Origin of the sequence: Anoxybacillus sp. J5B_2022 (genome assembly GCF_026847645.1) — a bacterium.
Lineage (GTDB): Bacteria > Bacillota > Bacilli > Bacillales > Anoxybacillaceae > Anoxybacteroides.
On the sequence record NZ_JAPSMC010000009.1, the window covers coordinates 1 to 13932 of the forward strand.

10 protein-coding genes and 1 other annotated feature are annotated in these 13932 nt (G+C 45.0%); of the genes, 4 read left to right on the forward strand and 6 right to left on the reverse strand.

The genetic code is table 11. The features are described from left to right. Positions 1-89: 89 nt before the first annotated feature. The 3 genes from M4I42_RS04155 to M4I42_RS04165 are packed head-to-tail and all read left to right on the forward strand — an operon-like array spanning position 90 to position 2882. On the forward strand, positions 90-698 hold the full coding sequence (locus tag M4I42_RS04155; protein ID WP_268850985.1) for a type IV pilus modification PilV family protein: 609 nt from the start codon (positions 90-92) through the stop codon (positions 696-698). Beyond that, complete coding sequence (locus M4I42_RS04160) at positions 682-1254, forward strand: PilW family protein (protein ID WP_268850986.1); 573 nt, start codon at positions 682-684, stop codon at positions 1252-1254. Before M4I42_RS04155 ends, M4I42_RS04160 begins: the two co-directional genes overlap by 17 nt. Positions 1255-1268: 14 nt before the next feature. Beyond that, a complete protein-coding gene (locus M4I42_RS04165) occupies positions 1269-2882 on the forward strand; it encodes a hypothetical protein (RefSeq protein WP_268850987.1) in 1614 nt (537 codons plus the stop codon). A 30-nt stretch (positions 2883-2912) separates the two neighbouring features. On the opposite strand, the gene M4I42_RS04170 is transcribed toward M4I42_RS04165, so the two are convergent. The 3 genes from M4I42_RS04170 to M4I42_RS04180 all read right to left on the reverse strand — a co-directional run bounded on the left by M4I42_RS04170 (position 2913) and on the right by M4I42_RS04180 (position 9866). Continuing rightward, on the reverse strand, positions 2913-5627 hold the full coding sequence (locus tag M4I42_RS04170; protein ID WP_328284585.1) for a VWA domain-containing protein: 2715 nt from the start codon (positions 5625-5627) through the stop codon (positions 2913-2915). Between the two features lie 245 nt (positions 5628-5872). Then, complete coding sequence (locus tag M4I42_RS04175; RefSeq protein ID WP_268850988.1) at positions 5873-7168, reverse strand: bifunctional folylpolyglutamate synthase/dihydrofolate synthase; 1296 nt, start codon at positions 7166-7168, stop codon at positions 5873-5875. Positions 7169-7229: 61 nt separating this feature from the next. After that, entirely contained in the window at positions 7230-9866 is a 2637-nt protein-coding gene (locus M4I42_RS04180; protein WP_268850989.1) for a valine--tRNA ligase, read from the reverse strand. Between the two features lie 38 nt (positions 9867-9904). Next, positions 9905-10136, reverse strand: a binding site (T-box leader). Between the two features lie 141 nt (positions 10137-10277). On the opposite strand from M4I42_RS04180, the gene M4I42_RS04185 reads away from it, so the two are divergent. After that, on the forward strand, positions 10278-10466 hold the full coding sequence (locus M4I42_RS04185; protein ID WP_268850990.1) for a hypothetical protein: 189 nt from the start codon (positions 10278-10280) through the stop codon (positions 10464-10466). Here M4I42_RS04185 and ysxE read toward each other — a convergent pair. From ysxE to hemL, 3 genes are all read right to left on the reverse strand, one after another. Next, on the reverse strand, positions 10416-11453 hold the full coding sequence (gene ysxE / locus M4I42_RS04190; RefSeq protein WP_268850991.1) for a spore coat protein YsxE: 1038 nt from the start codon (positions 11451-11453) through the stop codon (positions 10416-10418). The two genes, M4I42_RS04185 and ysxE, sit on opposite strands and share 51 nt — an antisense overlap. A gap of 45 nt (positions 11454-11498) precedes the next feature. Beyond that, positions 11499-12515: a stage VI sporulation protein D gene (gene spoVID, locus M4I42_RS04195; protein WP_268850992.1), complete on the reverse strand. Its 1017-nt coding sequence runs from the start codon at positions 12513-12515 to the stop codon at positions 11499-11501. Positions 12516-12637: 122 nt separating this feature from the next. Then, on the reverse strand, positions 12638-13924 hold the full coding sequence (gene hemL / locus M4I42_RS04200; RefSeq protein WP_268850993.1) for a glutamate-1-semialdehyde 2,1-aminomutase: 1287 nt from the start codon (positions 13922-13924) through the stop codon (positions 12638-12640). Positions 13925-13932 lie beyond the last annotated feature (8 nt).

Below are 13932 nucleotides of genomic sequence, written 5' to 3' on the forward strand. Positions count from 1 at the left end.
ATATAAGACAATTTTCGTAAAAATAAAACAATACTCGACTCTAACATATTGTATAATAAAGTTACATATTTTGAAAGAAGGTATGTAAAATGGAGAAAAAGAAATTTACTGTACTCCACCCTTCACGAGGCTTTACGCTAATTGAAGTGCTAGCGTCGATTGTTATTTTGTCGACCGTCGCGGCCGGAATTTTTCTTTTTTTTACAAATGCGATGAAATATACGACATATAACCAAGGGAAAACGGTGGCGGTCAATGTGGCGCGCGGAGTGTTGGCGTATATGGAACGGCTTGATTTTACAGCGCTACAACAATACGCCCAAACAGACATGGCAACGACAAACAAGCCATATACAGAAATTAATGCGTCCAACTGTCGCTCTTCGTTGTTTGAAAGCGAACAAGTATGCCAAGCGATTCTTCGTCCGACCATTAACAACGTCGTATACGACGAAACACGGCTTCATGTGTTTGTCGTTCCTTATAACGATGTCGTCCAATGGGACAACTTCATTCAATCGCCGCCAGCGGAACTCCCCGCGTCGCTAAAAAAGAAACTAACAGAGGAAACAATTGCAAATTCCGATGTAAACTTACAAAAATATTTACTGAAAGTATACGTCATCGTGCGCTGGGGAGACGACAACGACAAAGCAGCGTGGCTAGAAGGAGTGATCGCTAATGAAGCGATTCGTTAACAATGAAAAAGGATTGACCTTATTAGAGTTGCTTGCGACGGTGACGATTTCGTTTCTTATCATCGGGGTGATGTACAACGTGTTTATGAGCGGGATAAAAACGTATCAGCGCATCGGCATCGAAAATGAGCTGCGCAGTGAGGCGGACTATATGATGACGATTGTCTTCAACCGCTTATATGAGTTCGCACCAGATGGGATCGATACAACCACGAAGACCAATACGCAGCTCGTCTTTGTGAACAATAAACAAAAAACGATTGATACGAGGGTAGGGCTTGTCGAAGAGCAAGAAACAAAAACAAAAACAAAATCGTTTTCGCTCGCATTACAAAACGATCAGCTTCTAATTGATGGGCAACCGATTAGTTCGGATCGCCTGCGAATTATTTCGAATCAATCGAAACTCTCGTATACGTGCGTACGCCAAGAAGGGAACATATGCCGGAGCGGTGTGGTGACGATGGTGCTGGCTGTTGAAGACAGTACTCACGATTCGCCAAGTAGCCCGCTTTATATTCGACCGTTTACGTTAAAAACGGAATTTGGGTTTTAAAGGAAGTGCAAAAGATGAACGAAAAAGGGTATAGCCTTGTGTTAACATTGCTCATTATCACGATTTTTTTCATGCTTGGTTTGACGATTTTATCCGTCAGCCTCTATCAAGCAAAATTTACGCAAACACGTGTTGAAGACGTGACGTCGCTACACGAAGCGACGAAAGCAATTGAAGAAACGATTGCCGAAATGAAGGTAAAAGTAGAAAATTTAGAACTATCCACCCCGCTTCAGTTAGACACCGATCTCGGCAATAGTGAAACAGGGTTTATAAAGCAACTAATTGATCGGTATGGGGTAAATATTCAAGACGTCACATTAGACAACAATATTGACCGAACGAAGCTGTTTACGCGCGTCTATCTCCTTTCCAAACCGTACGGAACAAAAACTGTTTCGCGGAAAATTATTATTACAAACACGCCTAGTTTTTTGAAATATGCGGTTGGGTCAACGGAAGACGTCGTGTTAAACGGCGGAATGTATATTGATGGGAATATATATGCCGGGAAAAATTTTTATGTTACAAATGTTGCTAATTATATTGATAACTCACAAAAGTATACGGTACAGACATCTTTCCCGACAACAAGTGACAAAAGTGTGCTCTTTGTTAATGAAAACCGCTATTCTTGTGAGCAGAAAAATGGGGCTAACGCTTGTTATAATGTTGCTAATAGCCGGTTTGAACGTATTTTGCCTAATTATTCTAACGACGTACAATTCCAAACGAAAGGTCCTTCTGTTCAAAAAGAACAAAGCGAATTTATTGATGTTGATTTTGACTGGACATTTAAAGACAAGCTGTTGAACGCTGCCGGCATTGAAACGTTTAGTCAAGCGTATGAGAATAATATCAACCTAACTATCAATGAACTTCTTAACAGCCTTAAAGGACAGTTCGCTACGTTCGATCATGTCCCAACAGTCGACGAAACCACAGATATCGGTAACGAACCGATTTTACTCGATTCGGATAAAATTTCTTCTTTTTTTATTGATCACGGTGAACTCGATTTACAAAATAACTGGCTAATTGTTAACGGTGATTTATATTTAGGGAACAGTATTAATATTCCGGTAAAAATACGTGGAAATATTCTTGTCCTTGGTAATTTAATGATTAGTGGAAACGTGCAGCTTGATTCCACCATTTATGCGCTGCAGCGAACATTTATTTATAACGCCAACATTTCCGGTTGGAACGACAAAGAAGTCGTGCTATTGTCAAAAGGACCTTTAGAAATTGCAAGAATTAACGAATTCGATAACAATTTCCCGTTTGTTGATACCCCAAACCTTAAAGGCTATTTCTATACAGATAGCAATGCTGTCCTTTATGCGGTTGGCTCTTATATCAATATTAAAGGTGGTTTGTTTGCGCGCGGAAACGTCAACGAAGCAGTTCCAGATGGGGATACGTCAGGATTAGTCATTAACAGCTATCGGGGCCCCGCTAATAAACAAAATAATGCTATTTCGCTTTCCCCTCCACCGTCATTGGATGAGAAAGAGCAAGCTCGTTTTGTCATTCAGCATGATAAGTCAGTTTTTATTGACCGAGGATTGGGGCTGCCGTTTGTGAAAAAACTTGACCTTATTGTCGATGAACTTACGGTAAAATAAAACGGCATCGGGACAACCCCATGCCGTTTTTTACCATCGATTTTTCCCACCGCTATCGTTACTGTTTCCTCCCGGACCAGTTGATTTTTCTTGAACAATGACAACCATGGTGGCGGTGATGTCTTGACCGAGAGCATTTTTCTCATCAGCTACTGCGGTTATCGTTGCATATCCAGCATCTTTTGCTTGAAGGACCCACTTTCCTTGTTTAAAGATGACATCTACGTACTCTGGCGCGCTTGATTGAATCATGCGGATGTTTTTGTTTGTCGCATTGTTCGGGATGAATTCAATTTTTGGATCGAGCGTGATTTCATCGCCGGCTGTTACATATAAAACTTGCTGAGCAAACCGGATTGCTTCTAACGGAACAATTGGGTTAACAACAGTAATTCTCGCGGTCGCGGAAACGTTGCTGCCGTCCAACGCTTTTACGGTAATATCGACAACTCCCGAACCTTTCGCCGTCACTTTTCCTTGATCAACCGTCGCGATGGTTGGATCGCTTGAAATCCACTGCAACGATTTATTTGTGGCATCGCTCGGCGCAATCGTGACAGAAATTGTCTGCGTATCTCCGATATTCATTTTCGATTGGTATGCTAGGTCAATCGATGTAATTAGCTTGTTATACGTAACCAAAACGGTCGCCATGCCACTGCCTTTCGTAAAACCGCCTGACGCTTTCACCGAAACAACGGACGTTCCATCGACCGTAATCGGAATTTCGTACGGAGGGGTTAGCGTTTGCCAGTTGACGTTTTGTTTCGGATTAGTAATTTGATATTGATACGATACTCCTTCTCCCGCGACTAACCCGACAACGCGTACTTTTACCGGCTCTGTTACCGTTGCCCCATTCGCAATTTCCCGTCCATCGTTCGTAAAAATTTTTACCTGTGGCGTTAAATTCAACTCTACGGATTGACCGTCTTTATAAGTGACAACGATGATGAGATCATTGCTATTTGACTTAAACGTTAACGATTGAATCGGCAACATAAGTAAACCGTAATTGTTCGGATGCTTCGTTGTCGCAAGCAAATTCGTCGTTGCGGCAAGCGTCTGCCATTTCGAAACAAGTCCGCGGCTGTCTCCTTCATAATAGATGTCCGGGAACTCTAACAACCTTACTTTCATGTTGATCGACTGTGAGGCAACCGGCAATGTGGAAGTGCGCGCACCGTATTTGCTGTCTGTAAACGAAATGGTCGCTTGCGGCAGCTGCACCCCTTCCATCGCCCAATTTGCTTGCAGTTTCAAACTTGCTGTAAGCGTCGTGCTATTTAATTTCGTATAATCAATCGTTGTATTCGGAAAAGCAATTTCAACATAAGTGACGCCGTTATTGCTATAAACCGTAACGTTTGCGGAAGGGACAACTGTCACCCCGTCCGGAAGCGGCTGAATAAGTTTAATGTTGCTTAAATTGCCCGTCACACCGCTTCCGACATATCCAGTCGGAGTTAACGTGTATTGGGCATTGAATTGGTTCGAGTCACCGTTCGTATTGCCGTATTTAATTAAATCTCCAATATCACGAGAAACTCCTTGCAGTTTTACGCTTCCTGTAAACGACGGCGGCACTTCATCTTTCACCACTACCGTCACCGTTTTCGTCACCGTCGGCTGCAACACACCGTATACGTCGCGATAAGACATTTCTGCACTTAACGTATACGTTCCTTTCGCTTTAAACAAAACAGGAACGGAAATATTAACTGGCGATGGAGCAGATTGCCCGACTTTATAGCCAATGTTAAATGTGATGTAAGCATTGGCTTTCGCTTCGTCAAGCCAAACATTCTCAGTTTCTACAATCTGCACATTGCCACCAAACGATTGAAGCGGAATCCGAATCGTGCCGCTTAACATTGGATCGGTTGCGAGCTTCGAAAATTGTTGAAAAATTTCTGTTAAATTTTGCGTCGTTCCTTGCTTTGCAAATCCACCTGTCATTGACGACAGTTGGCTTAAGTAATTCATATCGACATCATCGTTGCTTCCGAAACCGACAGAGTAAAGGGTGATATTGTTCATGCCGAGATTTTTAGCAACGTTTAGCCCGTAATTTCGGATTTTTGTATCGACAGAGCTATAAGAAAAAGTAAGTCCACTTTTTCCTATATACCGACCATCTGCATAATCATTCCCACTCCCATATAAAAGCCGTTCATATCCTTGATTATCAATAAACCGCATCGCAGTTGTCGCGCCATCGCTATAAAGTTCATATCTGAGCGAAACATTCCCAGTAATAGTTTTCCCTGTATATCTATAATTTTTTACTTCTTTATACGTCATCTGCTCAACAACGTTCGCAAATGTCGGCACTCCGTCTGTTAAAAAGATAATATATTTTTTTCGCGTCGGATCGTTAAAAAGCGATTGCGCTGTTTGCAACGCTTGTGTATAGTTCGTTCCTCCACCAGCAACAAGGCTATTCGACGTTTGTAAAATTTTATCTAAATGCTGCGCAACGTCATATGTTCCGGTTGGAAACGGCACGACCTTATTGTATTGGACGTCGCTTGAAAAAGGAATAAGAGCAAAACGATCGCTCGGATTCGCATTCGCTTTAAAATAGCTAACTGCAGAACTCAGCGCTTGTTTGGCGCTTTGGAACTTCATCGGGTTCGTTCCTAGCTCATCCATCGACCCTGAAACGTCAAAAACGAATACGACATCAATCGGTGAACGAATGACACTATCAATTTTCCCTTGAGGAATTAACGTAACATCCAACCGCCCTTGAGCATCCCCATTTGTAGGTTTAGCATACTCAGTTTGTGAAGGTGTAACAGTAAAATCTAGAGAGGCATTACCCAAAGTCGCTGCGAAAACTGGATGTACATAAACAAAAAGGAAGCTAAAGAAAACAATCATAAAACTAAAGTATAGAGATTTGTGTTTTATTTGCGACACATTTCCTCCCCCCTTCCAATGTCCTATTTTCTTCTATTATATCAGCAATTCTCCTTATGGAGGTATTAATTTTTCAAAAATTTCCGCACATCTGAAATGAAGTAAAGCGAGCCGGTGATTAAGAAAAGGTCGCGATCGTTTTGGCTGTTTTTCGCGTCGGTCAGCCATTGCTTCCAGTCGTCACAGCACGCTTTTCTCGGATGTTCACATAGTTCTTCTAGCTGCTTGGCAGTCGCCGCGCGCGGGAAATCGAACGACGTAAACGTGATTGTTTTCGCGATACGAGCAAGCTGTGGAATCATTTTATCAAGTGGCTTATCGGCTAATGCCGCAACAAGCAAATGAACGTCGCGGTCCGGATAGTGCGTTTTGACCGTTTCGACTAAACTTTCGACGCCTGCTTCGTTATGCGCCCCGTCAATAATCATCGTCGGTTTGTTCGACAACGTTTCAAACCGTCCGAGCCATTGCGCCTTTGCAAGCCCATTTCTTAACGCCTCTTCTTCAATAATCAATGAGTAATATACCCGTAAATAATCGGCTGCCATCACCGCTAATGCCGCATTTTTTATTTGGTGCGCGCCGAGCATCGAAATCGTCAAGTCCGGATAGTTTGCAAACATTGTCTGAACAGAAAACTGTTCGCCATGTTCAAATGAAACGATGTCGCTCGCAACAAAATCGTTGCCTAATACGTACGTTTTGGCTTTCTGTTGCGCTGCTTTTTCTTGAATAACATAAAGCGCTTCTTCTTGCTCGATTCCAGTAATGACCGGAACGCCGGATTTAATAATTCCTGCCTTTTCAAACGCGATTTTTTCTATCGTTTCCCCTAATATATTCATATGATCGTAGCTGACGTTTGTAATCACCGATAAAAGCGGATAAATGACGTTCGTTGAGTCCAACCGTCCACCAAGCCCCGCTTCAATAATGACGATATCTTGCACGTTCATTTTTCCGAAATAGTAAAACATCATCGCCGTAATGACTTCAAATTCCGTCGGCGCTCCGAGCTCGGTTTGCTCCAATTCGTCAGCAAGCGGCTTAACCACTTGGACAAGCTGCACAATCTCCTCATCAGAAATCGGCACGCCGTTCACGCTAATGCGCTCATTAAATTGCTCCACATACGGTGAGGTGAATGTCCCAACGGAATATCCCGCCTCCTGTAAAATATGACGCAAAAAGCAAACAGTCGACCCTTTGCCGTTCGTTCCGGCGACGTGAACGGCCTTTACCCGACGCTCTGGATGCCCTAGTCGTTCAAGCATCCATTCCATTCGCTTTAAGCCTGGTTTGACCCCTAACTTTAACCGTCCATGAATCCAGTTGACCGCTTCTGTATATGTACTCACCATGAAAATTTCCTCCCTTCAAAAATGAAGACGAACCGAAAACCGATTCGTCTTCATCATAAAGCTATTGTTTTAATTGTGCAAGACGAGCGCGCACTGTTTCGCGTTTTTCCAAGTAGTCTTGTTCTTTTTTCCGTTCTTCTTCGATCACGTGCGCTGGGGCTTTCGCTAAAAAGCCTTCGTTGCTTAATTTCTTTTGGACGCGCTCGACTTCTTGGTCAAGCTTTTGCAATTCTTTTTCGAGGCGTTTCACTTCTTCTTCAATGTTGATGAGCCCTTCAAGCGGCAAACTTAGTTCCGCACCTGTGACAACCGCGGTCATCGCTTTTTCGACCGCCGGAATTGTCGTATCGATAATTAGTTCGCTCGGGTTGCAGAAGCGCTCAATATACGCTCGGTTCGTTGCTAACGTCGCTTTGACGCGTTCGTCTTTCGCTTTAATATAAAGCGTAATCGGCTTGCTTAGCGGCGTATTGACTTCCGCACGAACGTTGCGCACCGCGCGAATAATATCGACCAACAACCGCATCGCTTCTGCCGCTTCTTCATTCGAAAGCTCTGGACGAACTTCCGGCCATTTCGCAACCGTAATCGATTCGCCCTCATGCGGCAAGTGCTGCCAAATTTCTTCCGTTACAAATGGCATAAATGGATGAAGAAGGCGCATCGTTTGGTCGAGCACGTACGCCAGTACTGACCGCGTCGTCTTTTTCGCTTGCTCATCATCGCCATATAACGGCAGTTTCGCCATTTCAATGTACCAGTCGCATAAGTCGTCCCAAATAAAGTTATAAAGCGCACGGCCGACTTCACCAAACTCGTATTTTTCCGCCAATTTCGTGACCGTTTCAATCGTTTCGTTTAAGCGCGTCAAAATCCAATGGTTAGCAACTGATTTTTCTCCATTTAAATCGATGTCTTCGTACGTAAATCCTTCCATGTTCATGAGCGCAAACCGTGAAGCGTTCCAAATTTTATTGACAAAGTTCCACGTCGCTTCTACTTTTTCCGTGCTGAAACGTAAATCTTGCCCCGGCGAGCTGCCTGTTGCTAAAAAGTAGCGAAGCGAGTCGGCGCCGTACTGGTCAATGACATCCATCGGGTCCACGCCGTTGCCAAGCGATTTACTCATTTTCCGCCCTTGCGCATCACGCACTAAGCCGTGAATGAGTACATCTTTAAATGGACGTTTCCCCGTAAACTCGAGCGCTTGGAAAATCATGCGCGATACCCAGAAGAAAATAATATCATAGCCGGTCACAAGCACGTCTGTTGGGTAATAGCGCTTATAATCCGCTGAGTCTTCGTTCGGCCAGCCCATTGTCGAAAATGGCCAAAGTGCGGAGCTAAACCACGTATCTAAGACGTCCGGGTCTTGTTCCCAGTTTTCGATATCTGCTGGCGGCTCGTGAGCGACGTACACTTCGCCTGTTTCTTTATGATACCACGCTGGAATGCGATGCCCCCACCAAAGCTGACGGGAAATGCACCAGTCGCGGATGTTTTCCATCCAGTGTAAATATGTTTTTTCAAAACGTTCTGGAACAAAGTTCACTTTTCCTTCTGTTTTTTGCAGTTCAATCGCTGCTTCTGCTAATGGCTTCATTTTAACGAACCATTGCGTCGAAAGGTACGGTTCCACGACAGCGCCGCTTCGTTCGCTATGACCGACCGAATGCATATGCTCTTCAATTTTGAACAATACCCCTTGTTCTTGTAAATCTTTAACGATTTGCTTGCGGCATTCGAAGCGGTCAAGCCCCTTATACTGCATCGCATTGTCGTTCATTGTGCCGTCTTCGTTCATGACAAGAATGCGCGGCAAGTTATGGCGGTTGCCGATTTCAAAGTCGTTCGGGTCGTGCGCTGGCGTAATTTTTACTGCCCCTGAACCAAATTCCATATCGACGTATTCGTCACCGATAATCGGAATTTCCCGGCCAGTAATCGGTAAAATAACCGTTTTGCCGATGAGATGTTTATAGCGCTCATCTTCCGGATGCACCGCAACTGCAGTATCGCCAAGCATCGTTTCTGGACGGGTCGTCGCGACCTCAATGTAGCCAGAACCATCGGCAAGCGGATAGCGCATATGGTAAAGCGCTCCTTGTACATCTTTGTAAATGACTTCAATATCAGAAAGCGCTGTTTTGGTGACTGGATCCCAGTTAATAATGTACTCGCCGCGGTAAATGAGCCCTTTTTTGTAAAGGGAGACGAATACTTCGCGCACCGCTTTCGATAGCCCTTCATCCAACGTAAAGCGCTCGCGCGTATAATCGAGGCCAAGCCCTAATTTCGCCCATTGTGAGCGAATATGGCCGGCGTACTCTTCTTTCCATTTCCACGTTTCTTCGACAAATTTTTCGCGGCCTAAATCGTAGCGGGAAAGCCCTTGATGGCGCAATTTCTCTTCTACTTTTGCCTGCGTCGCAATGCCGGCATGGTCCATCCCTGGAAGCCATAAGACGTCATAGCCTTGCATCCGCTTCATACGTGTAATAATATCCTGCAGCGTCGTATCCCACGCATGACCTAAGTGCAATTTCCCCGTCACGTTTGGCGGCGGAATGACGATTGTAAACGGCTGCTTTCCTTCTTCGCCCGTCGCTTCAAAAAATTTGCCGTCAAGCCACCACTGATAGCGGTTCGTTTCAACAGCTTTGTGGTCGTATTTTGTCGACATCGTTAGCTTTTCCATGTTATCCCTCCTTACAAAATAAAAAACTCCTTTCATCCGAAAAGGACGAAAGGAGACTCTCTCGCGGTACCACCTTTTTTCTTAAGCAGGACATACTCCTGCCTAAGCACTTCATCGCATAACGGCTTTCGACCGGCTTCTTCTACTTTAGGTTCAAAGAAGCAGCTCAAGGGCGACCTTCCAACGCGTACAATCCTAGGAAATCTCGCAGCAAATGATTCCCCTCTCTGCAGGCGTTCGCGCTGTACTCTTCCCTGTCTTCGCTTTTTGCCTTATTCATTATACATACTACCGAAAAATGAAGGACATCGTCAATCATCTTTTCCAAGTTTTTAATGGTTTATGCACGTTTTTGCTTTTTGGTGACAAAAAAGATGTCGTTTCATACTGTATAAAAAGGAGGGATAATACGTGAAACGATTTAATCCATACTCATGGCCGCCATGGCTTCGTCAACTTCGCGCCATTTGTGCGCAAGTTATTATTCCCATTACTGTTTTTCAAGCGATTCGCACGATTTTGTTGCCGACGACGTTCGACGTTCTTTTATTAGCCATTCTCGTTGGATTGGCTGTCGCTTTCCACCTCGAGTGGATTTAATGTCGTCATCCGCATAAGGAGTTGTTCCGTTCGCTTCATTATCCAGTAAGCTCGCTGCAGCTCGGAAACAGCGCGGTATTCTGTCTGTTCTTTTTTCCGTTTCTCCGCATAATCAGAAACGACTCGGTATAAATACGTCGGAGAAGCAACGTGGCTAGAGAAAAAAGCAAGCTCTTCTTCACGAAGGGAAAGTTTTTTTTCATATTCTCGAAAGCCGTCGACCCACGTATCGTCTACCGACGGCGTTCGTACATATTCATCTAAAGCAGCCGCTACATCGACAAGCGGAAATGCCCATTTTGCCCGCTCCCAGCTAAAAAACTGCCCTCCTTGTTCGCGCGGGACGTAATGCGAAAAACGAGCGTTTCCATGTACGAACGCAACGCGCCATTTTTTCGTTTCTTTCATTTTTTCGTACCACGTTTCCAACTGCGTTTCTGCAAACCAATACGCTTGCATCGTTTCGTGGAAATACGTGCAAAATTGCAGTTGAAACGGGGACATATACCATTCATGTTCGCATTGTTCCGCATAAGATTGTAAAAAGGAGCGTTCTTCTTCCCAAGCCGCTTTTTTTGTTTCATAATAGTTTTTAAGCTCTGTTTCGTCCACGTTGATTTCTTGCAACGTTTTCTGATGCAGCGTGGCAAGATCGCGGAAAAAAGATATCATCGCTTCTGTTGCCCGCTGCCCTGACGGCAGTGAAATCCACGGCATGACATAATAATAGTAACCGCCTTCGGCTACAAACAACGTGCCGCGCTTCGACCAGTAAATCGGAATCATTTGCGGTCGATAAAAAAAAGCGGCTTGCTCAATGGCGTGGAGTTGCTGAACGTCACTAATTTTTTTTAAGGCAAACGTTCCTTCAGCTGTATGCACTTTTTTGACCTTGCCGTAGTCGTCGATGCGCAATACGCGTAAAGGGTAATGCGCCAATACCGCCATATTAAGGTCGTGCAAATAAATCCCCCCTTCGTTCGCCATTAAAAAAATCTCCCACTTTAGTTTCGGTAAAGTGGGAGAGGTTGCTTATGCACGGTGGCTAGCTGGGATAGGAATATATAATAGTTGCCCTTCTTGCAACTCGGCTTCGTGTTCGAGATGATTCGCCCGCAATAGTTGTTGGATCGAAATGTCGTACCGTTTTGCAATCTTGTCCATTGAATCGCCTTGCTGGACGATGCAAATTTTTACTCTTGAAAAATCTTCTCCTTGTTCTTTCGAAAACAACTTTGTTAAATAAAGCGCGTTTTCTTTGCGCGGCTTCGCATTTTCTTCCACCGGTTCGGCCTCTTGTTTTGGTGCTGTTCCGATCGATACTTTCGCTTCGTTTTCGTGCATTGCTTCTGGCTCTTTAGCGAGAAACGGTTCACTATTTTCGTTTCGCTCGTCGGTAGCTACTGCTGGCGCAACCGGCGCTTGCTCGTCATCTTCGCTTCGTTTCATCCATTCAGTCTCATTCAGAACAATATCTTGTTCCACAAGCCCCTCCTCGCTTTGCTCTGCCGTTGCTTGCACATGTTCGCTCGCTTCGGCTAACATTTCTTGTTCGTACCATTCTTTGCGAGCGACTGCTTCAAACGGCTCAAACCATGACGGCTCGCTCTCCGTTTCTGCTTCCCCTTCCTCCAAAATTCCGCTAATCGAAATATCGGCTACAAGGGAAAGCCGACCGTCGCTACCTAAATCGTAATCAAACGATTCGACCGTGACATACACCTCTTCTAAACTAAAAATCCGGCTTTTCGGAATCGTGATGTCGACAGGGAAGCGATGAAACAGCTCACTCACCCCATCTTCGCGCGTCGTAATCCGTTGGACGAATCGGCGTGTGCTAAAATCGTAAAGATCTGCCTCCTCCCCATCTTCATCCGCCATGCGATATTCCCCGCTTAATTCTAACGCCCCGCGAATCGTAATATAATGCTCGTATTCATCAACGGAAATGACCGGATCTAACGAAACCGAAAGAAACTCTCCCACTTCCTGTCCCCTTTTAAACCAAATCGACTCTTCGAGTGAAAAACGTAAATATGATTGCTCCAAACAAGCCTCCTCCTTCCGCCCTTTTCGGCCAAACTTTTCAATGGCATTATCAATGTATGAGCGGCGGAAACAGAATATGAATAAAAAATGACCATGCGCACATTGCACATGGCCATCATTCATTATCCCTTTAGTTTCGCAAACGCTTTTTCTGCTGCTTCGATCGTTTTTTCGATGTCTTCATCCGTATGCTCCGTTGATAAAAACATTCCTTCAAACTGGGATGGCGGCAAGAAGATGCCTTGTTCCGCCATTTCGCGGTAATAGGCCGCAAACATCTCTACATCAGATGTTTTCGCTTTTTCGTAGTTAATGACTGCTTCGTTTGTAAAGAAGAAGCCAATCATCGAACCCGCGCGGGTAACAGTATGCGGAATGCCGTATTTTTCCGCCGCTTGGCGCAATCCTTCTTCGAGCCGATCCGCTTTTTTCCGGAACTGTTCGTACGTTTCTGGCGTTAGTTGGATAAGCGTTTCATAGCCAGCTGTCATTGCTAGTGGGTTGCCTGATAATGTACCTGCTTGATAAATGGGACCGCTTGGCGCAATCCGTTCCATAATGTCCGCGCGACCGCCGTATGCACCAACCGGTAGACCGCCACCAATGACTTTGCCAAGACACGTTAAATCAGGCGTCACTCCGAAATAACCTTGGGCACAATGATAATCGACGCGGAAGCCAGTCATTACTTCATCAAAAATCAACAGCGCCCCGTATTCGTTCGTAATGTCCCGAAGTCCTTGCAAAAATCCTGGAAGCGGCGGAACAACCCCCATGTTTCCAGCGACCGGTTCGACAATGACCGCGGCAATATCTTCTCCAAACCGCTCAAACGCATATTTGACGCTTTCTAAATCGTTGTAAGGAACGGTAATCGTATTTTGCGCCACCGATTCTGGAACGCCTGGGCTATCCGGCAATCCAAGCGTTGCCACGCCAGAACCAGCTTTAATGAGCAGCGAATCGCCGTGGCCGTGATAACAGCCTTCAAATTTGATAATTTTATTGCGTCCCGTATAGCCGCGCGCCAAACGCAACGCACTCATCGTCGCTTCCGTGCCGGAATTGACCATCCGTACAATCTCAATCGATGGCACCCGTTCAATCACAAGCTTCGCCAATTCATTTTCGATTAACGTCGGCGCTCCGAAGCTTGTCCCGTTTTCCGCGACTTTTTTCAGCGCCGCGACGACACGGTCATTCGCATGTCCTAAAATAAGCGGACCCCAAGAAAGAACATAATCGATGTATTCGTTGCCATCAATGTCGTAAATTTTCGAGCCTTTACCGCGCGCCATAAAAATCGGATCCATTTTCACCGATTTAAACGCGCGAACTGGGCTGTTCACCCCGCCCGGCAATAGCCGAACTGCTTCTTCATACGCTTGTTTGGAACGTTCGTATCGCATCGAAATCC